The 23161-nt window shown below is 72.6% G+C and carries 20 protein-coding genes; 4 read left to right on the top strand and 16 right to left on the bottom strand.

Annotated elements, in window-relative coordinates; genetic code table 11:
- Positions 1–121 precede the first annotated feature (121 nt).
- From murC to QT381_RS08660, 12 genes are all read right to left on the bottom strand, one after another.
- Positions 122–1543, bottom strand: coding sequence for a UDP-N-acetylmuramate--L-alanine ligase (gene murC, locus QT381_RS08715; RefSeq protein ID WP_289248514.1), 1422 nt, complete (start codon positions 1541–1543; stop codon positions 122–124).
- Positions 1540–2640 (bottom strand): UDP-N-acetylglucosamine--N-acetylmuramyl-(pentapeptide) pyrophosphoryl-undecaprenol N-acetylglucosamine transferase, encoded by a 1101-nt coding sequence (locus QT381_RS08710; RefSeq protein WP_289248513.1) that lies wholly within the window; start codon positions 2638–2640, stop codon positions 1540–1542. The genes murC and QT381_RS08710 overlap by 4 nt, the downstream gene beginning before the upstream one ends.
- Positions 2637–3890, bottom strand: coding sequence for a putative lipid II flippase FtsW (gene ftsW / locus QT381_RS08705; protein WP_289248512.1), 1254 nt, complete (start codon positions 3888–3890; stop codon positions 2637–2639). Before ftsW ends, QT381_RS08710 begins: the two co-directional genes overlap by 4 nt.
- Before the next feature lie 121 nt (positions 3891–4011).
- A complete protein-coding gene (locus tag QT381_RS08700; RefSeq protein WP_289248511.1) occupies positions 4012–5019 on the bottom strand; it encodes a Mur ligase family protein in 1008 nt (335 codons plus the stop codon).
- Positions 5016–6143: a phospho-N-acetylmuramoyl-pentapeptide-transferase gene (gene mraY / locus QT381_RS08695; RefSeq protein WP_289248510.1), complete on the bottom strand. Its 1128-nt coding sequence runs from the start codon at positions 6141–6143 to the stop codon at positions 5016–5018. The genes QT381_RS08700 and mraY overlap by 4 nt, the downstream gene beginning before the upstream one ends.
- Positions 6140–6604, bottom strand: coding sequence for a hypothetical protein (locus QT381_RS08690; protein WP_289248509.1), 465 nt, complete (start codon positions 6602–6604; stop codon positions 6140–6142). The genes mraY and QT381_RS08690 overlap by 4 nt, the downstream gene beginning before the upstream one ends.
- Positions 6601–8151: a Mur ligase family protein gene (locus QT381_RS08685; protein WP_289248508.1), complete on the bottom strand. Its 1551-nt coding sequence runs from the start codon at positions 8149–8151 to the stop codon at positions 6601–6603. The genes QT381_RS08690 and QT381_RS08685 overlap by 4 nt, the downstream gene beginning before the upstream one ends.
- A gap of 43 nt (positions 8152–8194) precedes the next feature.
- Positions 8195–9952: a peptidoglycan D,D-transpeptidase FtsI family protein gene (locus QT381_RS08680; protein WP_289248507.1), complete on the bottom strand. Its 1758-nt coding sequence runs from the start codon at positions 9950–9952 to the stop codon at positions 8195–8197.
- Positions 9953–10016: 64 nt separating this feature from the next.
- Positions 10017–10781 (bottom strand): cell division protein FtsL, encoded by a 765-nt coding sequence (gene ftsL, locus QT381_RS08675; protein ID WP_289248506.1) that lies wholly within the window; start codon positions 10779–10781, stop codon positions 10017–10019.
- A complete protein-coding gene (gene rsmH, locus QT381_RS08670) occupies positions 10778–11743 on the bottom strand; it encodes a 16S rRNA (cytosine(1402)-N(4))-methyltransferase RsmH (RefSeq protein ID WP_289248505.1) in 966 nt (321 codons plus the stop codon). Before rsmH ends, ftsL begins: the two co-directional genes overlap by 4 nt.
- Before the next feature lie 102 nt (positions 11744–11845).
- The gene (gene mraZ, locus QT381_RS08665) at positions 11846–12277 is read right to left on the bottom strand and encodes a division/cell wall cluster transcriptional repressor MraZ (RefSeq protein ID WP_289248504.1); all 432 of its coding nucleotides are present in this window, start codon (positions 12275–12277) and stop codon (positions 11846–11848) included.
- Between the two features lie 259 nt (positions 12278–12536).
- Positions 12537–12929: an SCO2097 family morphological protein gene (locus tag QT381_RS08660; protein ID WP_289248503.1), complete on the bottom strand. Its 393-nt coding sequence runs from the start codon at positions 12927–12929 to the stop codon at positions 12537–12539.
- Between the two features lie 67 nt (positions 12930–12996).
- Between QT381_RS08660 and QT381_RS08655 the strand changes: the two genes are divergently transcribed.
- A complete protein-coding gene (locus QT381_RS08655) occupies positions 12997–14118 on the top strand; it encodes a polyprenyl synthetase family protein (protein ID WP_289248502.1) in 1122 nt (373 codons plus the stop codon).
- A gap of 28 nt (positions 14119–14146) precedes the next feature.
- Here the strand turns inward: QT381_RS08655 and QT381_RS08650 are convergent, their stop codons facing one another.
- On the bottom strand, positions 14147–14488 hold the full coding sequence (locus QT381_RS08650) for an Rv2175c family DNA-binding protein (RefSeq protein WP_289248500.1): 342 nt from the start codon (positions 14486–14488) through the stop codon (positions 14147–14149).
- A 151-nt stretch (positions 14489–14639) separates the two neighbouring features.
- On the opposite strand from QT381_RS08650, the gene QT381_RS08645 reads away from it, so the two are divergent.
- Complete coding sequence (locus QT381_RS08645) at positions 14640–15899, top strand: LysM peptidoglycan-binding domain-containing protein (RefSeq protein ID WP_289248499.1); 1260 nt, start codon at positions 14640–14642, stop codon at positions 15897–15899.
- An 88-nt stretch (positions 15900–15987) separates the two neighbouring features.
- Positions 15988–17955 carry a Stk1 family PASTA domain-containing Ser/Thr kinase gene (gene pknB / locus QT381_RS08640; RefSeq protein WP_502877483.1) on the top strand — a complete coding sequence of 656 codons (1968 nt, stop codon included), beginning with the start codon at positions 15988–15990 and terminating at the stop codon, positions 17953–17955.
- Between the two features lie 57 nt (positions 17956–18012).
- Here pknB and QT381_RS08635 read toward each other — a convergent pair whose 3' ends face one another.
- The 3 genes from QT381_RS08635 to QT381_RS08625 form a co-directional block, all read right to left on the bottom strand.
- A complete protein-coding gene (locus tag QT381_RS08635) occupies positions 18013–19380 on the bottom strand; it encodes a class II 3-deoxy-7-phosphoheptulonate synthase (RefSeq protein ID WP_289248497.1) in 1368 nt (455 codons plus the stop codon).
- 94 nt (positions 19381–19474) lie between these two features.
- Positions 19475–20209 carry a lysophospholipid acyltransferase family protein gene (locus QT381_RS08630; protein WP_289248496.1) on the bottom strand — a complete coding sequence of 245 codons (735 nt, stop codon included), beginning with the start codon at positions 20207–20209 and terminating at the stop codon, positions 19475–19477.
- Between the two features lie 18 nt (positions 20210–20227).
- Positions 20228–21196 carry an ROK family glucokinase gene (locus QT381_RS08625; protein ID WP_289248494.1) on the bottom strand — a complete coding sequence of 323 codons (969 nt, stop codon included), beginning with the start codon at positions 21194–21196 and terminating at the stop codon, positions 20228–20230.
- Positions 21197–21317: 121 nt separating this feature from the next.
- Between QT381_RS08625 and QT381_RS08620 the strand changes: the two genes are divergently transcribed.
- Positions 21318–23150, top strand: a complete 1833-nt coding sequence (locus tag QT381_RS08620; RefSeq protein WP_289248492.1) for an AMP-dependent synthetase/ligase — start codon at positions 21318–21320, stop codon at positions 23148–23150.
- Positions 23151–23161 lie beyond the last annotated feature (11 nt).

Below are 23161 nucleotides of genomic sequence, written 5' to 3'. Positions count from 1 at the left end.
GGCCGGGGCGCTCGTCGGCCGTGCGGCCCGTGCGGCCCGCGCCGGGCGCGCCGACGCGCGCTCGGGGGCGGCGGCCGGCGGGTCGAAGCCCTCGGGGCGCTTCACGAGCTCGCCGCCACGGTCAGGCCTCCGGCGCCGGGTGCCCGCCGGGAACGGCCTCGAGAGCGGCGAGGACCCGCGGGATGATCCGGTACACGTCGCCGCAGCTGAGCGTCATGACGAGGTCGCCCGCGCGCGCGAGAGCGGCCGCGCGCTCGGCGGCCTGCTGCCAGTCGGGCAGGAAGTCGACCTTGGCCGGATCGGCGAACCGCTCGGATACGAGCGCGCCGGTGACGCCGGGCACGGGGTCCTCGCGCGCGCCGAACACGTCGAGCACGATCGTGTGGTCGGCGAGCTGCTCGTAGACGCGGGCGAAGTCGCCGGCCATGAGCCGGGTGCGGCTGTACAGGTGCGGCTGGTGGATCGCGATGAGGCGCCGGTCGCCGAGCACGCTGCGCGCCGTGGCGAGCGCCGCCGCGACCTCGGTCGGATGGTGCGCGTAGTCGTCGTATACGCTCACGCCGCGCACGACGCCGTGCAGTTCGAAGCGGCGCTCGGTGCCGCCGAAGCCCGCGAGGCCCGCGAGCACGTCCTCGGGCTCGAAGCCGAGGCCGGTGAGCACGGCGAACGCGCCGGCGGCGTTGATCACGTTGTGCCGGCCGGGCACCCGCAGCGCGCCCGCGTACTCGCGACCGGCCGCGGTGATCCGGAAGCGCACGGGGCCCGCGGCCTCGATGTCGTGCACGCGCACGTCGGCGTCCGCCGCCTCGCCGAAGGTCACGACGCGAGGATGCGAGAGCGCGGCCCGCACGCGCTGCGCGCCCGGGTCATCGCTCGAGATGACGACGAGCTCGGAGGCGGCGTCCGCGAAGCGCACGAAGGCCGCGTCGAGCGCCTCGGGCGAGCCGTAGTGGTCGAGATGGTCGGTGTCGACGTTCGTGATGAGCGCCACCGCGGTGTCGTAGAGCAGGAACGAGCCGTCCGACTCATCCGCCTCGATCACGGTGAGCTCGCCGCCGCCGCGCCGCGACGAGCGGCCGAAGGCCTGGATCACGCCGCCGTTGACGTAGCTCGGGTCGACGCCGATCTCCGCGAGCGCCGTGACGATGAGGCCCGTGGACGTCGTCTTGCCGTGCGCGCCCGCGACGGAGACGAGCCGCGACGACCGGATCAGGTAGGCGAGCGCCTGCGAGCGGTGCAGCACGGGGATGCCGCGCTCGAGCGCCGCGAGGTACTCGGGGTTGTCGGGCCACAGCGCTCCGGTGAACACGAGCGCGTCGGCCGTGGCGGGCAGGTTCTCGGCGGCGTGGCCGATCGAGACCGCCGCGCCCAGCGCGCGCAGGTCCTCGGTGTGGTGGTTCTCGCTGCGGTCGGAGCCGGAGACGGCGTGCCCGGCCTCGAGGAACATCCGTGCGATGCCGCTCATGCCGCTTCCGCCGATGCCGACGAAGTGCGGGGAGCGGATGTCGTCGGGCAGCGGCAGGGAGAGGTCGGGCTTGATCATGGGCGCTTCACCCTACCCAGGGACGCCGTGCCGAGTGCGCGCTCGACGAGGTCCGTCATCCGGTCGGCGCCGTCGAGCCGTCCCGTCGCACGCGACCGCTCGGCCATCGCCGCGATGCGCTCGCGGTCGCCGAGCAGCGGCACGAGCGTCTGCGCGATCCACGCGGGGGTGAACGCGGCGTCGAGCACGAGCAGTGCTCCGCCGGCCGCCACGACGCCCGCGGCGTTGAACCGCTGCTCGCCGTTGCCGACCGGGTACGGCACGTAGACGGCGGGCAGACCGACGGCCGTGAGCTCGGACACCGTGGCGCTGCCCGAACGCGAGATGACGAAGTCGGCCGCCGCGAACGCGAGGTCCATCCGGTCGCAGTAGGGCAGCGTCCGCCAGCCGTCGCGCTCGGGGTCGGGCAGGTCGGCGTTCTGGCCGGTCACGTGCAGCACCTGCCAGCCCGAGCCGAGCAGCGCGTCGACGGATCGGCCGACCGCGCTGTTGATCGACCGTGCGCCGAGCGAGCCGCCCGTCACGAGCAGCACCGGTCGGCCGGCGTCGAGGCCGAAGGCCGCGAGCGCCTCCGGCCGCGACGCCGCGCGGTCGAGCGACTCGATCTCACGCCGCAACGGCATGCCGACGACGGTCGGGTGTGGCAGCGGCGTACCGGGGAACGCGACGCCCACGAACGGGGTGAACCGCGCGCCGAGACGGTTGGCCATGCCGGGCTTCGCGTTCGCCTCGTGCAGCGCGAACGGCACCCGCTCGGCGCGCGCCGCGAGGTACGCCGGCGCGGACGCGTAGCCGCCGAAGCCGACCACGACGTCGACGCCGCGCTCGCGCAGGTAGCGCCGGGTGAGCGCGACGGAGCGGCGCCAGGCATCCGGGAAGCGCACCGCCGCGGCGTTCAGGCGGCGCGGGAACGGCAGGCGCGGGACCGTCAGCAGCTCGTAGCCGCGCTCGGGCACGAGCCGCGACTCGAGGCCCTCCGCGGTGCCGAGCACGAGCACCCGGGCGTCCGGGTCGCGGTCGCGGATGCGGTCGGCGACCGCGAGCAGCGGGTTGACGTGGCCGGCGGTCCCCCCGCCGGCGAGCAGGTGGGTCGTCACGCGAGCCCGATCTCGCGGCGCTTGTTGTCGCGCGCGACGGACAGCACGATGCCGATCGCGACGAGCACCATGACGAGGGACGATCCGCCCGCGGAGATGAGCGGCAGCGGCACCCCGAGCACCGGCAGCAGGCCGAGCACGACCGCGATGTTGACGAGCGCCTGGCCGATGATCCAGGTCATCACGCCGCCGACGACGAGGCGCGGGAACGGCTCGACGGTGTCGCGCATGATGCGCAGCATGGCGATCGCGAGCACGACGAAGAGCAGCAGCACGACGACCGCGCCGACCAGGCCGAGCTCCTCGCCGATGATCGAGAAGATGTAGTCGTTGTCGGCCGCCGGCAGCCACGACCACTTCGACTTCGAGTTGCCGAGGCCGACGCCGAACGGCCCGCCCGCCGCGAGCGCCCAGGTGCCGTGCAACGGCTGCCAGCACTCGCGCTGGTCGTAGTCCTGCACGGTGCAGCCGCTGATCCACCAGGAGATGCGACGCACCCGCGAGCCGCCCGACAGCGCCAGGAGCGACGCGCCGATCGCGACGAGGACGCCCGACGTGAGCAGGTAGCGCAGCTTCACGCCCGCGAAGTACATCGCGCCGAACACGATCATGAGCAGGATGAGCGCGGTGCCGAGGTCGGCGCCCGCGAGCACGAGCGCGATCGCGAGGCCGGCGACCGGCCCGATCGGCAGCAGCAGGTGCCGCCAGTCGCCGATGAGCTCGGCCTTGCGGGTGAGGATCCAGGCGAGCCACAGGCACAGGCCGACCTTGATGAACTCCGAGGGCTGTGCCGTGAAGCCGCCCACGCTGATCCAGTTGCGGTTGCCGCCCGCATCGTCACCGAGCGGCGTGAACACGAGCAGCTGCAGGGCGACGCCGATGAGCATGGCCCGGCCCGCCCAGGTCGCCCAGAACCGCAGTGGCAGCGCGCCCGCGAGCAGCATCGCGGGGACGCCGACGAGCGCGAACATGCCCTGTCGCAGGAAGAACGCGAACGCGTTGTCGGTCTTCGCGTACGACTCGACGGACGACGACGAGAGCACCATGACGAGACCGAAGATGACGAGGAACAGCGTCACGCCGAGCAGCAGGAAGTAGTCCCGCCCCTCCGACGCGAACACGCGGCGCACGGCGACGACCGCGCGCGATCCGTCCGCGGCACCGGCGGCGGCCCGGGCGGGCGCGGTGCGGCGGGGCGGCGGCTGGGTCGACGGCCGCCGCATGCCGGGAGCGCGCACCGTGCTCGTCATCCGTCGCCCTCCCGCGGCCGGACGGATGCCGACGCGCCCCTCCAGTGTCCGGGGCGCCGGAGCTCGCGGCCCGCAGCCGCGACGCGTGTCGCGGCGACACGCGCGATCCGATTCGGCGCGCTCATTCGCGACGCGACGCGAACGTCGCGATCGCCGCGCCGATGGCGCCCGGCGGCACGCCGACGGCGCGGGCCAGGGCGGATGCCGCGAGCACCGCCGTGAGCCCGGCGCCGTCCCCGAGGCCGACCGCCTCGAGCTCGCCGCGGGTGGTCAGCTCGAGTGCGCTGCGGTGCCGGTCGTCGTGGAACGCGCGGTCGACCACGATGCCGTCGACCACGCCGAGGTCGCTCGGCCCGGGCGTGCCGGCGTCGAAGCCCACCGCCCGCGCGCCCTCGACGACCTCGGCGTCCTCCACCATCCGCTGCGTGGCGAGGTCCGCCTTGTTGTAGACGCAGGCGAGGCGCGTGTTGGCGTACAGCCGCCCGAGCACCGCGGGAACGGCGTCGCCCGCGGCGGTCACGACGCCCGCGAGCGGCGACACCGGCCAGTCGGCCGCGTGGCGCAGCTGGCGCTCGCCGAGCTGCACGACGAGGGCGTCGAAGCCGCCCGGGTCGCGCACGGCGTCGAGCACGGCCGGCGCGTCGTCGCCGACGACCGCGACGCGCACGCCGTTCGCCGCGAGCACGTGCAGCAGCAGGTCGGTCGCGAGGGTCGCACCCGCTCCCCCGACGGCGAGCCACTCGGCGGCGCGCACCTTGTCGCGCACCCGCCAGGCGAGCTCCACGTCGCCCCACACCGGGATGCCGCCCTCGCGCGCCGCCACGAGCAGGGGCGCGTCCGGGGCGACACCGGGCGAGACGACGACGAGCTGCGCGTCGAACGCCGCGACCGCGCCGGGCGGCGGCTCGAGCGCGGAGACGACCGCCCGCGCACCGATGACGTCCACGAGCCGGAGCGCGTCATCCGTCGCGTGCTCCGCCACGACGAGCACGTCGGCGCCGAGCTCGACGAGCGTGTCGACCGCCGCGAAGCCGGCCGCGCCGAGGCCGACGACGAGCGCGCGCAGTCCCGACCAGTCCGCGTGCCAGCTCGTCAGGGCGTGCGGGTCGCGAGCGCCGGCGGTGGTCACGCCCGCGACCACTCCAGATAGAACAGCCCGACGCCGAGCGCCACGAACAGTCCCTCGATGAGCCAGAACCGCACGACGATCGTGACCTCGGCCCAGCCCTTCAGCTCGAAGTGATGCTGGATCGGGCTCATCAGGAAGATGCGCCGGCCGGTTCCGTAGCGCCAGCGGGTGAGCTTGAAGAAGCCGCGCTGCACGATGACGCTGCCGGTGACGATGAGGAACAGCCCGCCGAGCGCCACGAGCAGCAGCTCGGTGCGGCTGAGGATGGCGAGCGCCGCGACCGCGCCGCCGAGCCCGAGCGAGCCCGAGTCGCCCATGAAGATCTGCGCCGGGCTGGTGTTCCACCACAGGAACCCGATCAGGCTGCCGGCCAGGCACGCCGCGACGATCGCGAGATCGAGGGGTCCGCTCACCGTGTAGCACCGGGTCTGGTCCACCGTCGGGTTGTCGCACCACTGGTTGAACTGCCAGAAGCAGATCACGATGTAGCCGGTCAGCGCCAGGATCGTGGCGCCGGTCGCGAGGCCGTCGAGGCCGTCGGTGACGTTGACCCCGTTGGAGGCGCTCACCGCGATGACGTTGACCCAGAGCAGGAACAGGACGACGCCGACGACCGTGCCCGCGAAGAACAGGTTGAGCCACGGGATGTCGCGCGTGCCGGAGATGAACACGACCGGCTCGCCTGCGACGATCCGCCCCGCCGGGGTGACGCCGTGCTCGTCGGGGAACATCAGCACGAGGAAGCCGAACGCGGTCGAGACGATCACCTGGCCGAGCACCTTCGACCAGCCGCCGAGGCCGAGGCTGCGCTGGTTGCGCACCTTGAGGAAGTCGTCGACGAAGCCGACGAGCCCGAGCCCGACCGTGAGGAAGATGACGAGCAGCGACGCCGTGCCGAGCGGCTCGCGCGCGATGAGGTGACCGGCGAAGTAGCCGACCACGGCGCCGAGCAGGAAGACGATGCCGCCCATCGTGGGCGTGCCGCGCTTCGAGTGGTGCGACTGCGGCCCGTCGTCGCGGATGAACTGCCCCCAGCCGATCCGGCGGAACAGCCGCACGAACAGCGGGGTGCCGAACAGCGTGAACACCATCGAGATGGCGCCGCCGATGAGGAGCGCGTTCACCGTGTCACCGCCCGAATCGCCAGTCGCTCGAGCACGGCCGGCACGGTCACGAGCACGACGTCATCCCCCATCGAGTCCGCGCGCAGCAGTCCCGCGCGCACCTCATCGTAGGCGGCGGCCTCATCCGCCACGAGCACGGCCTCGCCGTCCCACGAGCCCTCGAGTCCCGCCGCCGTGCTGAGGTGTCGGGTGGCGTCGCCGACGGCCACGAGCGAGCGGATGTCGAGGCGCACCACGATGCGCCCGATGCGGTCGTGCTCCTCCCAGTCGGCGCCCGCGACGGGACCGACGACGGCGACCGTGCGGCGTCCGGTGCGGCCGATCTCCGCGAGCGCCTTGAGGCCGGCGAGCAGCGCGGACGACGACCGGTCCTCGGTCGCGTCGACGAGCAGCTCTCCGCCGGGCGCGCCCGCGCCGGAGTCGAGCGCGGCGACGAGCTGCCCGGTCGTGACGACCGTCACGACCAGCCCGCCTCGGCCAGCGCCTGGCGCGCGAGCTCGCGCGCCGAGTAGGGGGTGCGCTCGCCGCGGATGTCGCGGTAGTCCTGGTGACCCGGTCCCGCCCAGAGGATGGCGTCGCCCTCCTTGGCGAGGGCGACGGTCTCGCGGATCGCGCGCTCCGGGGGGCTGTACTCGTGCGTCTCGGCCGGGTGCTCGGCGAGGGCCGCGCCCTCGAGCAGGGTGGCGCGGATGGCGTCGGGGTCCTCGAAGCGCGGGTGATGGTCGGTGATCACGAGCAGGTCGGAGTACTCGCTCGCGACCCGGCCCATCTCGTGACGCTTGGTCTTGTCCCGGTCGCCGTCCGCCCCGAACAGCATGATCACGCGCCCCGGCGTGACGGCGCGCACCGCCTGGAGCGTGCGCAGGAAGGCGTCGGGGCTGTGGCCGAAGTCGACGTAGACGGTCGGTCCGGCGTCGCCCGAGACCCGCTCGGTGCGTCCCGGCAGGTACGCGTCGATGCCGCCGGAGAGCGCGTGGTCGATCGCGCCGAGGTCGAAGCCGGCCTCGACGAGCATGACGATCGCGAGCGCGGCATCCGCGGCGATGTGCCGTCCGATGAGGGGCACGCGGGTGGTCAGCGCGCGTCCCTGCGGCCCGGTCACGGTGAACGCGGTGTACTCCGGTCGCTCGTCGTCGATCGCGACGCGCCACTCGGCGTCGAACGCCGGGTCGGCGGTGAGCGTCGTGACCGGGATGCGGCTGCCCTCGACGACCCGCTCGCCCCAGCCGGAGTCGAGCAGCACGACACCGCGGCCGGCCCGGTCCGGATCGAACAGCGCGAGCTTCGCCTGGAAGTACTCCTCCAGGTTCGCGTAGTCGTCGAGGTGGTCGTGGCTGAGGTTCGTGAAGCCGACGACGTCGAACCACAGGCCGTCGACGCGGTGCCGGCTGAGCGCCTGCGCGCTCACCTCGACGGCGACCGCGCGCACCTCGCTCTCCCGCATCCGGGCCAGCAGGGCGTGCATCTCGCTCGCCTCGGGCGTCGTGAGCCGGCTCACGACGGTGAGCGGGCCGATGTGCCGCTCGGCCGTCGAGCTCAGCCCGGTGACGAGCCCGAGCTGCTTGAGGATCGCCTCGAGCAGGTAGCTCGTCGTCGTCTTGCCGTTCGTGCCGGTCGTGCCGAACAGTAGCGGCGGCCGCTCGCGGGTGCGGTAGACCCAGGCGGAGATCTCGCCGAGCGCGGCCCGCGGGTCGTCGACCACGACGATCGGCACCGCGGTCTCTCCGAGCGCTGCCCGCGCGATCGCGGCGCCCGCGGCATCCGTGAGCACGGCGACCGCGCCCTTCTCGACCGCGTCGGCGGCGTAGGACGCGCCGTGGGCGTGCGCGCCCGCGATGCCGACGAACAGGTCGCCGGGCTGCACGTCGCCCGTGGAGAGGGTGACACCCGCGAGCTCGACGCCCTCGGCGGCGCCCTCGGCCTCGAGCTCGAAGGCGTCGAGGAGTCCGCTCAGGGGGCGGGATATCGGATGCTCGGGCCGGAGCACCGGCGGAATCCGGTCCGTCACGGGTGGCGGTTTCCCTTCGTCGGTGGGCTCACCACCATACCGGTCACCAGGACACCGGCAGCGTGGGCACCGGCTTCGTCGACGGCTTCACCCGGAAGGTCTTGATGACCTGCTCCGCGATGTCGTGCCACACCGGCGCGACGGCCGACGACGCCTTGTTCGTCTGCGGCATGCCCATGGTCACGACGATTGCGTACTGCGGGTCGTCGCCCGAGACGAGACCCGCGATCGAGGTGACCCGGTCGTTGCCGTAGCCGCCGCCCGGCTTCGCCACCTGGGCCGTGCCCGACTTCGCGGCGAGGTCGTAGCCGGGGATGGTGACCAGCGGCGACATCGAGGCCTGCGTGACGAAGTTCTCGAGCATGTTCACGACCGTGTTCGCGGCCTTGGTCGACACGACCCGCTCGCCGGACCCGGTCGGCACGTCGGTCACGGTGCCGTCGGGCTGCTCGCAGCCCTCGACGAGCGTGAGCGGCATCCGCACCCCGCCGTTGCCGAGCGTCTGGTAGATCGAGGCGACCTGCGCGCTCGTCGCCGCGACGCCCTGACCGAACGAGACGGCGTAGTTGGTCAGGTTGTCCCACTTGTCGGCGGGCGCGAGCTGCCCGCTCGCCTCGCCGTTGAAGCCCACCTCGGTCTTCTTGCCGAGCCCGAACTTCAGCATGTACTCGTAGCGCTTCTGCTTGCTGACGCGGTCGGTGAGCTCGGAGATGCCGATGTTCGACGAGTTCACCATGATGCCGGTGAGCGTCCAGTTCATCGTCCCGTGCGCGAACACGTCCTTGATGTAGCCGCCGCGGGTGTTGAAGATGCCCGGAACCGTGACCCGCGTGTACGGGGTCGCCTTGCCCTGGTCGATGAGCATCGCGGCGGTCATGGCCTTGAGCGTCGACCCGGGCTCGTAGCTCGTGGCGAACGACGTCGAGCGGATGTCGTCCGGGTCGCTCGCGTTGACGTCGTTGGGGTCGACGGACGGGTAGTCCGCGACGGCCATCAGGTGCCCGTCCTTGACCCGCACCACGACCGCGGTCGCCCACTTCGCCTGCAGGCTCTGCGCCGACCGGGTGATGGCCTGCTGCGCGAACCAGTTCAGGTCGCTGACGATCGTGAGCTTGAGGGTGCCCCCGTTCTTCGCGGGACGGTCGACGACCTCGCTGCCGGGCAGCTGCACGCCGTCGAGGCTGCGCTCGTAGGTGCTCGAGCCGTTCGTCGCAGCGAGGCACGCGTTCTCGCTGCGCTCGAGGCCGAACTGGGCGGCGTCGGCTCCCATGAAGCCGACGAGGCTGCCCGCGACCGAGCCGAGCGGGTAGCTGCGCGCCGGATGCGGCTGCGTGTAGACCCAGCCGATCGTCGTCGCCTTCTGGGCGGCGCGCACGGCATCCCGCACCTCGAGGGTGACCTTGCTCGCGAGCAGTGCGTAGTCGGACTCGGGGTTCTTCGCGAGCGCGGTGTCGAGCTTCGTGCGCACCTCGGCGGGCGTCAGTCCGGCCGCATCGGCGACGGCCTGGATGTCGTTCGTGCGCTCCTGCTCGGTGTACTTCGCGCTCACCGCCGAGTTCCGCGGCGATGCCGTGATGTCGTAGCGCATGATGCTGCCGGCGAGCACCGTGCCGTTCGCGTCCACGATGTCGCCGCGCTGGCCGTACACGGTGGTCGCGACGCTGCGCTTGCCGGCCGACTCGGTGTTGAACGCGTCGGCCTGCACGATCTGGATGTCGACGAGCCGCACGACGAACACGCCGATCACGGCGAGGGTCGCGACCGTGGACAGCAGCATGCGACGCCGGGTCGAGCGCGTCATCCGCATGCTCTCTCCTCGGTCTCGGCGCGCCACGGCGATGCGAACACCGTCTCGCGGCCCGCGATCAGTGGGTGGTGGGGGTCGGCAGGCCGCCGTCGGTCGAGAGTACGGGCGGCGTCGTCGTGGGCGTGGCAGGCGCGCCCGTCGAGCCGAGGGCGTCCTGCGACTCGTCGGCGATCGTCGTGCCGGCGCCCGTGGTGCCGGCACCAGTGGTGCCGGCGCCCGTGGTGCCGGCGGGCACGGATGCCGTTCCGGCCGGTGCCTCCCCGGATGCGGTCCCGGCCTCCCCGGCTGCCGGGTCCCCGGCGGTCGTGTCGCCCGCACTCCCGGCGTCGCCGACCGCGCCCGTCGCGGCATCCGTCGTCGGGTCGCTCTCGGGCAGGAGCGAGTTCGCGAGCGTCGCGACGCCGCTCGTCGCCGCCGATGCGGCCTTCGAGGTGCCGATCACCCTGCCGTCGGCGAGGTCGAGGAAGGCCGGCGTGCCGCCGCTCGGCACCATGCCGAGCTGCGCCGCCTTCGTCGCGAGGTTCTGCGTCGACGACAGCACGTCGGCCTGCTCGGAGAGGCTCTGCTGCTGGCGGTCGAGCTCCGCCTTCTGGGACTGCAGCGAGGCGATCTGGTAGGCGCCATCCGAGACGCCGATCGACAGCAGCAGCTGGCCGAGGAACAGCGCGAACAGGCCGCCGATCGCGACGACCGCGTAGAGCGGCTTCGGGCGCGCCCGGCGCAGCGCCCGGTTCGGCACGATCTCGACGCGTCGCGCCGGCCGCAGCGGCGGCGCGGGCTGGGCGACGCGCGGTCGCGTCGGGGCGTAGGCGAGGTTGCTCATGCGGCGCGGCTCCGGACGGGCTCGACGCGCTCGGCGGCGCGCAAACGGACGGGGATGGCTCGGGGGTTCGCGGCGCGCTCGGCGTCGCTCGCGAGCTCGGCGCCACGCACGAGCAGGCGGAACTCGGCACGGTGCTCGGGGAGCTCCATCGGCAGGCCGCGCGGCGCGGTCGACGTCGAGCGCCGGGCGAGCTCGCGCTTGACGATGCGGTCCTCGAGCGACTGGTAGGCGAGCACGACGATCCGGCCGCCGACGGCGAGCGCGTCGAGGGCCGCGGGGATCGCCCGCTCGAGCACGGCCAGCTCCTGGTTCACCTCGATGCGCAGCGCCTGGAACACGCGCTTGGCGGGGTGCCCCGAGCGACGGGCCGCGGCGGGGGTCGCGGCGTCGATGATCTCCACGAGGTCGCCGGACCGCTCGATGGGCGCCAGAGCGCGCCGCGCCACGATGCGGCTCGCGTAGCGGGGGGCGAGCTTCTCCTCGCCGAAGTCGTAGAAGATCCGGCGCAGCTCGCTCTCGCTGTACTCGGCGACGACCCGCGCCGCGGTGAGCTCGCTCGTCGCGTCCATGCGCATGTCGAGCGGGGCATCCTGCGAGTACGAGAAGCCGCGATCGACCTCGTCGAGCTGCATCGACGACACCCCGAGGTCGAACAGCACGCCCTGCACGCTCGCGAAGCCGAGCCGGGCGACGACCTCGGCGATCCGGTCGTACACGGTGTGCGCGAGGTGCACGCGGTCGCCGAACCGCGCGAGCCGCTCCCCCGCGAGCCGCAGCGCCTCGGGGTCGCGGTCGAGCCCGACGAGCGTGAGCCGCGGGAAGCGCTCGAGGAACGCCTCGCTGTGCCCGCCGAGCCCGAGCGTGGCGTCGACGAGCACGGCGCCGTCCCCGTCGAGCGCGGGGGTCAGCAGCTCGAGGCTGCGTTCGAGGCTCACGGGGATGTGACGGATGCGGTCTGCCATCGTGCTCCGGTCCCGATCGCGGGCGGTGATCCCCATCCGCTCGCCGCCTGACTCCGGGGAAGGGAAGTCAGGGAGCGGTCGGCGGGGGGTCGCCGTCGGCGCTCAGAAGAGTCCCGGGATCACCTCCTCCTCGTCCTCGGCGTAGGCGGTGGCGATCTCGGAGTAGTAGGCGTCCCAGGCGGCCGCGCTCCACACCTCGATGCGGTTGCCCGCACCGATCACCGTGAGGTCGCGGTCGAGGCCGGCCCAGTCCCGCAGCATCGGCGGGATGGTGACGCGGTTCTGCGAGTCCAGGTGCTCCTCGCTCGCGCCGGCGAGGAACATGCGCGCGGCGTCGCGCGCCCTCTTCGAGCCGGCGGCGTTCGCCATGAGCTGCTCGTGCACGCTCTCGAACTCGCGGGCGCTGTAGACCACGAGGCACTTCTCGCGGCCCCGGGTGATGACGAGTCCGTGCGCGAGCTCGTCGCGGAATTTGGCCGGCAGGATGACGCGGCCCTTGTCGTCGAGCTTGGGCGCGTGCGTACCGAGGAACACGGCAGCACCCCCTCCACTCGCCGGCCACAGGAGTTCAGTGCCTCCACTTTACTCCACAATGCTCCACAAACCTAGGACCTCGCCGCTCTTGGCCCCCGGGTGACGACAAAAAGCCCCGAAATCGCGGGGATTCCGGGGCGGGGAGGAAAGTGGAGGATGATCGCGAAGCGCGGCGCGTCGGGGGCCGTGATCGGTGGGCCATTAACGACGAAAGGACCGACCCGATGGTCGGTCCTTCGGCTGCCGCCGGTGCTCGGCGCTAGCGCTCGTCGCCCTCGCGGCGCCGATCCCAGCGCTCGCCGAGCCGGTCCATGAAGCCGGCGGAGGATGTGGTCGCGGGGCGCGATCCGGTCGACGTCCGGCGGGCGGATGCCGCGACACCGGCGCGGGACAGCCGACGCGGCGGCGCGACGGCCAGCAGCACGCCGCCGAACATGACGACGAACCCGAGCACGCCGACGAGCGGCTGCTGCACGACGACACCGACGATGAGCACGACGACGCCGACGAGGGCCACGACGACCCCGAGCGCGATGCTGCGGGCGGACGCGCGACGGGCGCCACCCACCGAGGCCACGAACGCCGCGTCGTTCTGGTAGAGGTTGCGCTCCATCTCGTCGAGCAGACGCTGCTCCTGCTCGGATAGTGGCATTCCGGCCCCCTCTGTCACGCCTTGTGCGTTGAATAGTACGCTCCCGCCGCCTCGCTAGGCTAGGCAAGTGGCTGAGAGTACGCGGTTAGTGGACCTCGTACAGGTCGAGGTCGACGCCTTCCTCGACGGTCAGGCGACGCGCATCTCGGCCATCTCCCCCGATCTCGACCCCTTCGTCGAGCTCGCCCGGCGCCTGCTGCGGGGCGGCAAGCGCTTCCGTGCGCTGTTCTGCTACTGGGGCTGGGAGGCGACGCGCGCGCCCGCCGACCCGCTCGATCCGCTCCCGGCGGCGCCGACGGATGACGCGGTGCGCCTCGTGGTGGGCGCGGCATCCGCCCTCGAGCTCTTCCATGCCGCCGCCCTCGTGCACGACGACATCATGGACAACTCCGACACGCGGCGCGGGCAGCCCGCGGCGCACCGCTCGTTCGAGCGGCTGCACGCGGCGGGCGAGTGGGTCGGGTCGCGCGACGGCTTCGGGCGTGCCGGAGCGATCCTGCTCGGCGACCTGCTGCTCGGCTGGAGCGACGAGCTGTTCGAGGTGGCCCTCGACCGCCTCGGCGACCCGGCACGCGCCCGCGCCGCCCGGAGCGAGTTCGCGACGATGCGCACCGAGGTGAGCCTCGGCCAGTACCTCGACCTGCTCGAGGAGGTGTCCTGGCTGCGCCGGGACGAGGCGGAGCTGCTCTCCCGCGCCCAGCGCGTCATCGTCTACAAGTCGGCGAAGTACAGCGTCGAGGCGCCGCTCACGATCGGCGCCGCACTCGCGGGCGCCGACGCGGAGCAGCTCGCGGCGCTGCGCCGGTTCGGCCTCCCGCTCGGCATCGCCTACCAGTTGCGCGACGACCTGCTCGGCGTGTTCGGCGACCCCGGTCAGACCGGCAAGCCCGCCGGCGACGATCTGCGCGAGGGCAAGCGCACCGTGCTCGTCGCGCTCGCGCGGCTCGAGCTGCAGGCGAGCACGCGCCGGCTGTTCGACGAACTGCTCGGCGACCCTGCGCTCGACGACGAGCAGATCGCGACGATGCAGCGCTCGATCGAGGGCAGCGGCGCGGTCGAGAAGGTGGAGCGCATCATCGCCCGCCAGGTCGGCCGGGCGATCGAGTCGCTGCACGACGCCCCGCTCTCTGAGTCGTCGAAGGCGCAGCTCGCGCGCCTCGCCGAATCGGTCACGCGCCGCGCCCGCTGACTCCCGGGCCGCCGGGCGAGGAGCAGGACTAGAACGCGAGCGCCTGCGCGACCCGGCGCACCTCGGTCTTCCGCCCGGCCCGCAGTGCGTCGATCGGCGTCGTGCCGAGCGACTCCTCCGGGCTGAGCAGCCAGTCCATGATCTCGTCGTCGTGGAAGCCCGCGTCGCCGAGCACGATGATCGTGCCGCGCAGCTCGCGCAACGGCTCGCCCTCACCGAGGAACGCCGCGGGCACGCGCAGTGTGCCGTCGATGCGACGGGCGAGCAGGGCACGGTCCTCGATGAGGCGGTGCACGCGGGTCACCTTGAGATCGAGGGCCTCGGCGACGTCGGGAAGGCTGAGCCACTCCGCGCTGGGGGTGTCGGTCACCCCTCCAGCCTGGCACGAGCTCCGGCCCGCCGTCTCGACGAGGTCATGTTTCGATCAGATTAACTCCCGCCTCATGAGCCTCACTGATTGACACTGATGACCAACTGTGTCAGCGTGAACCGACCACCGTCGGGCCGGACGAGAGGCGACCATGACGCGAAAGAGCGCCGTGACCCAGCGAACCCCAGCACGCGAGCGCGCACGCCGAGCGCGCGCCTCGCGCGACCCCCGATTCGCCACCGCCGCGCTCGCGACGGTGCCGCTGCTCGTCGCCGGCGCCCTCGCCGTTGCCGCCCCCGCTCAGGCCGCCGAGCCCGCCGCGAAGCGCACGAACACGTCGAAGCTGCAGAGCGCGACGCGCGCCGTCGCCTCGCGGGTGAGCGCCGTGCGCGCCGCCGTGACTCCCGCCGTGCCGTCCAGCTACCGCGTGCGGGCCGGCGACACCGTCAGTTCCGTCGCCGCGACCTACGGGCTGTCCACCGCATCCGTGCTCACCCTCAACGGGCTCGGCTGGAAGTCGCTCATCTACCCCGGACAGACGCTCAAGCTCAGCAGGGCGCAGCCGACCGCGCCGACCACGGACGCCGTGGCCGCCCGCCGCTACACGATCCGCAGCGGCGACACCGTGACCGCGCTCGCGGTCCGGTTCGGCGTGAGCATCGCCGCGCTGCTGCGCGCCAACGGACTCGGCACCGCGAGCCTCATCTACCCCGGGCAGTCGCTCGACGTGCCGGCGGCGAGCGCGAGCGCCCCGGCTCTCGCCGTCACGCTCGCGGCGTCGATCACGCCGACCGCGACGAGCGCACCGAGAACGCGCACCGCGCCGACGAGCTACACGGTCGCGACCGGCGACTCGGTGTCGTCGATCGCCGCGAAGTTCGGGGTGAGCGCGGCATCCGTCCTCGCCGCGAACGGCCTCGACGCGTCGTCGATCATCTACCCCGACGCCCGGCTCACCATCCCGACCGCATCCGTCTACGTCGCGGGGCGCGGCATGGTGACGCTGCTCGACGCGGAGATGACGAGGAACGCGCGCACCATCGTCCGCGTCGGCCGCTCGCTCGGCGTGAGCGATCGCGGCCTCGTCATCGCCCTCGCGGCCGCCATGCAGGAATCGGCACTCGCGAACATCGCCTACGGCCACCTCGACTCCGTCGGCCTGTTCCAGCAGCGGCCGAGCCAGCACTGGGGCACCACGAGTCAGCTGCTCGACCCGGAGTACGCGGCGCGCCTGTTCTTCGGCGGACCGACCGGTCCGAACAGCGCCGTGACCCCCGGCCTGCTCGACATCCCGGGCTGGCAGTCGATGACGGTCACGCAGGCCGCGCAGGCCGTTCAGGTCTCCGCCTACCCCGACGCCTACGCGCAGTGGGAGACCTCGGCGCGCTACTGGCTGTCGCAGCTCGGCTGATCGGGCGACGTCCCCCGCTGCGCGCCTCGGGCCGCCGCCGGGGCCCGAATCGTAGGATCGACTCGTGACCGAGCAGACGACGGACCCGATGATCGGCCGTCTCCTCGACGGCCGGTACCAGGTGCGCTCGCGGATCGCGCGCGGCGGCATGGCGACCGTCTACCTCGCGACCGACCTGCGCCTCGAACGTCGCGTCGCGATCAAGGTCATGCACGGCCACCTCGCCGACGACAGCCAGTTCAAGGAGCGCTTCATCCAGGAGGCGCGCAGCGCCGCCCGGCTCGCGCACCCGAACGTCGTCAACGTGTTCGACCAGGGCGAGGACTCCGACATGGCGTACCTCGTCATGGAGTACCTGCCCGGCATCACGCTGCGCGACCTGCTCAAGGAGCACAAGACCCTCACCGCCGAGCAGACCCTCGACATCCTCGAGGCCGTGCTCGCCGGTCTCGCCGCCGCGCACCGCGCCGGCATCGTGCACCGCGACCTCAAGCCCGAGAACGTCATGCTCGCCGACGACGGCCGCATCAAAATCGGCGACTTCGGTCTCGCGCGCGCCGCATCCGCGAACACCGCGACGGGCGCCGCACTGCTCGGCACCATCGCCTACCTCTCCCCCGAGCTCGTCACGCGCGGCGTCGCTGACACCCGCAGCGACATCTACGCGGTCGGCATCATGATGTACGAGATGCTCGCGGGCGCGCAGCCGTTCACCGGCTCACAGCCGATGCAGATCGCCTACCAGCACGCGAACGAGTCGGTGCCGCCGCCGAGCGCGAAGAACCCGCGCGTGCCCGCCGAGCTCGACGAGCTCGTGCTCTGGGCGACCGCCAAGGATCCCGCGCAGCGCCCCCGCGACGCCGGCGCCATGCTCGAGCAGCTCGGCGACACGCAGCGAGAGCTCGCGACCGCGCTGCCGCCCGCCCGGCGCGGCGGCACCGGACCGCAGCCGACCATGGCGATGCCCGCGCTGCCGACCGCGCTGCTCACGGCGACGGGCGACCAGCCCACCCAGTTCCTCGGCACCGGCCCCGCCCCCGTCGACGTGTCCACCTCGACCGGACGTCTCACGCAGGTCGCCTCGCGCCGGCGCCGCCGGGGCTGGTGGGCGTTCGCCCTCGTGCTCGTGCTCGCCGCCGCCGCGGGCGGCACCGGCTGGTACTTCGGCGCCGGCCCCGGCGGGCGCACGACCGTGCCCACGGCGATCGTCCGTCAGGACGCGGATGCCGCGGCCGCCGCCCTGCACGCTGCCGGCCTCGAGGTCGGCAAGACGTCGAAGGCGTACTCGACCACGGTCGCCGCCGGACTCGTCATCGACACCGACCCCGCGACGGGCAGCCCGGTCGCGAAGGGCGCTACGGTCGACCTGATCGTGTCACGGGGCGCGAGGCCGATCACGATGCCGAAGCTCACGGGGAAGTCGCTCGCCGCCGCGCAGCAGGCGGCGACGGACGCCGGCCTCGTGCTCGACGGCGCCCGCGACACCCAGCAGTTCACGACCAAGACGCCGAAGGACCGGGTCATCGCCGTCTACGGCCTCGATGCGGCCGGCAACCCGGTCGAGCTCGGCACCGGTGCCGGATACTTCGAGGGCGGCACGGTGTTCTTCACCGTCGCCCTCGGCCCGCTCCCCACCGTCGTCGGCCTCGATCAGAACGCCGCCATGACGGCGCTCGGCAACGTCGACGTGACCGGCACGGTCGGCGGCGAGCAGTTCGACGACGCGCCCGCCGGCACCGTGATCGACTACACGCCGAAGACCGGTGTCAAGCCGAACGACACCGTGCGGCTCACGATCTCGAAGGGTCCCGACCTCGTCGACGTGCCGAACGTCGTCGGCGACACCATCAACTCCGCGGTCTCGCGCCTCAAGGGCGCCGACCTGGCGGTGCAGGTCGACACGAACCTGCCGAACATCTTCGGCATCTGGGATCAGCAGAAGGTGCAGAGCATCAGCGGCGACGGCCTCACCGACGACGAGACCCAGGCCAAGCGCGGATCGACGATCGTCGTGCACGCGCACAACGACGACTTCGGTGGCGGCGACGAGGACTGAGCCTGCTTCCGCCCGCTGATCTCGGACCCGAGAGGCGGACGCGGGGCAGCGGCTCGACTACTTCGCGAGCAGCTCCGCGACGAGGAACGCGAGCTCGAGCGACTGCATGTGGTTGAGCCGCGGGTCGCACAGCGATTCGTAGCGCGTCGCGAGGTCGGCCTCGTCGATCTGCTCGCTGCCGCCCAGGCACTCGGTGACGTCGTCGCCCGTGAGCTCGACGTGGATGCCGCCCGGGTGCGTGCCGACGGCGCGGTGCGCCTCGAAGAACCCCGTGACCTCGTCGACGACGTCGTCGAATCGCCGCGTCTTGTAGCCGGTGGGCGTCGTGAGGCCGTTGCCGTGCATCGGGTCCGTGACCCACAGCGGGGTCGCATCCGCCCGCTGGATCGCCTCGAGCAGCGGCGGCAGCGCGTCGCGGATCCGGCCCGCGCCCATGCGCGTGATGAAGGTCAGGCGACCCGGCTCGCGCTCGGGATCGAGCTTGTCGATGAGGCGGAGCATGGTGTCGACATCCGTCGACGGCCCGAGCTTGACACCGATCGGGTTGCGCACGCGCGAGAAGAAGTCGACGTGCGCGCCGTCGAGGTCGCGCGTGCGCTCGCCGATCCACAGGAAATGGCCGCTCGTGACGTAGGGCGTTCCCGTGCGCGTGTCGATGCGCGTGAGCGGACGCTCGTAGTCCATGAGCAGGCCCTCGTGCCCGGCGTAGAAGTCGACCCGGCGCAGCTCGTCGAAGTCGGCGCCCGCCGCCTCCATGAACTTGATGGCGCGGTCGATGTCGCGCGCGAGGATCTCGTAGCGCTGGTTCGCAGGGTTCGCGGCGAACCCGCGGTTCCACTTGTGCACCTCGCGCAGGTCGGCGAAGCCGCCCTGCGTGAAGGCGCGCACGAGATTGAGCGTCGCGGTCGCCGTGTGGTAGCCCTGCACGAGTCGGCGCGGGTCGGCGGCGCGCGACTCGGGCGTGAACTCGTAGCCGTTGACGACGTCGCCGCGGAACGCGGGCAGCGTGACGTCCCCGCGCGTCTCGGTGTCGCTCGAGCGGGGCTTCGCGAACTGCCCGGCCATGCGCCCCATCTTGACGATCGGCATCGAGGCGCCGTACGTGAGCACGACGGCCATCTGCAGGATCGTCTTGACGCGGTTCTTGATCTGGTCGGCCGTCGCCCCGGCGAACGTCTCGGCGCAGTCGCCGCCCTGCAGCAGGAACGCCCTGCCCGCCGCCGCGTTCGCGAGCTTGTCGCGCAGGTCGTCGACCTCGCCCGCGAAGACGAGCGGCGGCAGGGTCGCGAGCTCCGCGGATGCCGCGGCCGTGGCATCCGCATCCGGCCAGCTCGGCTGCTGCTTGATCGGCAGCGACCGCCAGTGGTCGAGTCCCTCGACGACCGCCGGATCGGCGAGGACGACGGGCTCGGACGGGTCTACCACGGCGATAAGTCCTTCGGGGGTGCGGGGGTGGGCGCGCGGCCCGATGGACGAGCCTAGCGGGCGGCCCGCCGCGCCGCCGACGGGCGCGCCTCGGTCACCGTCCGCGCCGCGCGAGCGCCTTCTGGCGCGCCGCCGACACGGCGCCTGCGGATGCCGCGGCCGGCTCCTTCGCGCTCGACGCGTAGATGTCGGTGTACTCCTGGCCGCTCAGCCGCCGCAGCTCGTACATGATCTCGTCGGTGATCGACCGGAGGATGAACCGGTCGCCCTCGAGGCCCTCGAAGCGGCTGAAGTCGAGCGGCTCGCCGATGATCACGCCGACGCGGTGCACCTTCGGCAGCTTCGTGCCGAGCGGCATGACCTTCTCGGTGTCGATCATCGCCACCGGGATGACGGGCACGCGGCCCTCGAGGATCATCCGCGCGACGCCGGTGCGGCCGCGGTACATGCGGCCGTCGGGGCTGCGGGTGCCCTCCGGGTAGATGCCGAGCACGTCGCCCTCGGCGAGCACGCGCAGACCCGTGTTGAGCGACGCCTCCGACGCCTTGCCCCCCGACCGATCGATCGGCAGCTGCCCGGTGCCGGCGAAGAACAGTCGCGAGGCCCAGCCCTTGAGGCCCGTCCCGGTGAAGTATTCGCTCTTCGCGAGGAACACCACGCGGCGGCGCAACTGGATCGGCAGGAACACGGAGTCGACGAACGACAGGTGGTTGCTCGCGAGGATGACCGGCCCGGTCTCGGGCACGTTCTGGGCGCCGCGCACCCACGGTCGGAACACCGCCCGGACGATCGGGCCGATGACGACGTTCTTGAGGAACCAGTACAGCACGCGACCTCCGGGAGAACTCTAGCGACCGCTCGGCTCGGCCGCGGCGGTCGCGTGGCTGCGCGCGAGATCGGCCGCGCCGACGACGCCCGCGTCGTTGACGAGTTCCGCGGTGCGGAACATCGGCTCCGGCCGGAAGCCGCGCGCCGGCAGCGTCGTCGCGTACGCCGCGCGGATCGGGTCGAGCAGCAGGTCGCCGGCCGCGGCGACGCCGCCGCCGATGACGAACACCTGCGGGTCGAGCACCGCCGACAGGCTCGCGCAGGTCTCGCCGACGTGCCGGCCGAGCCGCTGCAGCGCCTGGATCGCCCCGGGGTCGCCGGCCTGGATGAGGTCGCCGACGATGACCCCGTCGAGCTCGCCGTGCTCGCGGCGCGCCTCGGCGAGCACGAGCCCGACGCCGCCCGCGTCCGCGAGCTCGTTCGCGAACCGCAGCAGGGCGCGTCCAGAGCCGTACTGCTCGATGCAGCCGCGCGCGCCGCAGCCGCACAGCAGCCCGCCGGGCACGAGGCGCAGGTGGCCGATCTCGCCCGCCGCCCCGAATCCGCCGCGCAGCAGCCGGCCGTCGACGATGATCGCGCCGCCGACGCCCGTGCCGATCGTGAGCATCGTCATGTCGGTGAGTCCGCGGCCGGCGCCGAACCGGTACTCCGCCCACCCGGCGGCGTTCGCGTCGTTGTCGACGGTGATGTCGAGGTGCGGCAGGCGCGCGAGCAGGTTCTGGCGCAGCGGCTCGTTCCGCCACGGGATGTTCGGGGTGTAGTAGATCGTCGACTGCGCGGCGTCGACGAAGCCGGGCGCCGCGACCCCGGCGGCGCCGACCGGCCTGCCGATGGCGAGCCGCTCGATCATGGCGACCACGGCATCCGTGATCGCGGACCCGTGACCCGTCGGCGTGGGCACCCGTTCCGCGGTGAGGATGACGCCGTTCTCGTCGACGACTCCCCCCGCGATCTTGGTTCCCCCGATGTCGATACCGATCGCGTGCACGAGCGACCATTCTATCCGCGCACGGGCGGTCGCCGGGTTCACAGCGGGCCGGGGGCGCACGGCTCGCGCGCGGCTCGCTGGCCTAGACTGGCGCATCATCCCCGGTACCGAAGGAGTTGCCGTGAACGAGACCGTCACACCCGCCGCCGTCGAGGCCGACCCGCGGGCCGGCGTCGCCGACCTGCTCGTCGAGCGCGTGCGCGCCACCCCCGACCTCCCGCTGTTCGCCACGCCGACCGTGGACGGCGGCTGGGCGGATGTCACGGCCGCCGAGTTCGAGTCGCAGGTGCTCGCCCTCGCCAAGGGCTTCGTCGACGCGGGCATCGAGCCGGGCGACAAGGTCGCGTTCATGTGCTCGACGCGCTACGAGTGGACGCTCGTCGACTTCGCGCTGTTCTACGCCGGCGCGATCATGGTGCCGGTCTACGAGACCTCGTCGCCCGCGCAGATCCAGTGGGAGCTCGAGGACTCCGGTGCCGGCTGGATCATCGTCGAGACCCCGGAGCACTTCGCGCGCTTCGACGAGATCCGCGGCGACCTGCCGCACGTCCGCGGCGGCTGGCAGGTGGACCTCGGCGACCTCGACAAGCTCGCCGCATCCGGCACGGACGTCGACGACACCGAGATCGAGCGCCGCCGCGGGCTCGCGGTCGGCGACGACCTCGCGACCCTGATCTACACCTCGGGATCGACCGGCCGGCCGAAGGGCGTCATGCTGACGCAGTCCAACTTCGTCGAGCTCGCGCGCAACGCCGCCGTCGTGATGCCGGACATCGTGAAGCCCGGCGAGTCGTCGACGCTGCTGTTCATCACGACGGCGCACGTCTTCGCGCGGTTCATCTCCATCCTGTGCGTGCACGGCGGCGTGAAGGTCGGCCACCAGGCCGACACGAAGCAGCTCGTGCCCGCGATGGGCTCGTTCCGCCCGACGTTCCTGCTCGCCGTGCCGCGCGTGTTCGAGAAGGTCTACAACTCCGCGGAGCAGACCGCCGAGTCCGGCGGCAAGGGCGCGATCTTCCGCCGGGCCGCGGATGTCGCGGTGCGGCACTCGGAGGCGCTCGACGCCGGACACGTGCCGCTCGGCCTCCGGCTGCAATTCGCCCTGTTCGACCGGCTCGTGTTCTCGACGATCAAGGCGAAGCTCGGCGGCCGCGTGAAGTACGCGATCTCGGGATCGGCGCCGCTCGGGCACCGGCTCGCGCACTTCTTCCGCAGTCTCGACGTCGCCATCCTCGAGGGCTACGGCCTCACCGAGACGACGGCGCCCGCCACGGTCAACCTGGTCTCGAAGTTCAAGATCGGCACGACGGGTCCCGCGCTGCCCGGCGTGGGCATCCGCATCGCCGACGACGGCGAGATCGAGGTCACCGGTATCGACGTGTTCGCCGGCTACTGGAACAACCCGGATGCCACGGCCGCCGCGTTCGACAACGGATGGTTCCGCACCGGAGACATCGGCACGCTCGACGACGACGGCTACCTCACGATCACCGGGCGCAAGAAGGAGATCATCGTCACCGCCGGTGGCAAGAACGTCTCCCCCGCGGCCCTCGAGGACCCGATCCGCGCGAACCCGCTCGTCGGCCAGGTCGTGGTGGTCGGCGACCAGAAGCCGTTCATCTCGGCGCTCGTCACGCTCGACGCGGAGATGCTGCCGGTCTGGCTCAACAACAACGGCGAGGACCCGAACCTGTCACTCGCGGCGGCCGCCGTGCATCCCAAGGTGATCGCCGAGGTGCAGCGCGCGGTCGACGCCGCGAACACGCGCGTGTCGCGGGCGGAGTCGATCCGCAAGTTCACGATCCTCGACCGCGAGTTCACGGAGGCGAGCGGCCACCTGACGCCGAAGCTCAGCATCAAGCGTGCCATCATCCTGCGGGACTTCGCGCCGGAGATCGACGCGATCTACACGGTCGACCCGACGCTCACGCAGGGGCTGTCGCTGCGCGGCTGAGCCCGCGGCGG

Source organism: Galbitalea sp. SE-J8 (assembly GCF_030345695.1).
Classification (GTDB): domain Bacteria; phylum Actinomycetota; class Actinomycetes; order Actinomycetales; family Microbacteriaceae; genus JAUASV01.
The sequence above is the reverse complement of the archived record's forward strand: the minus strand, read 5'-3'. Positions and strand labels throughout refer to the sequence as shown.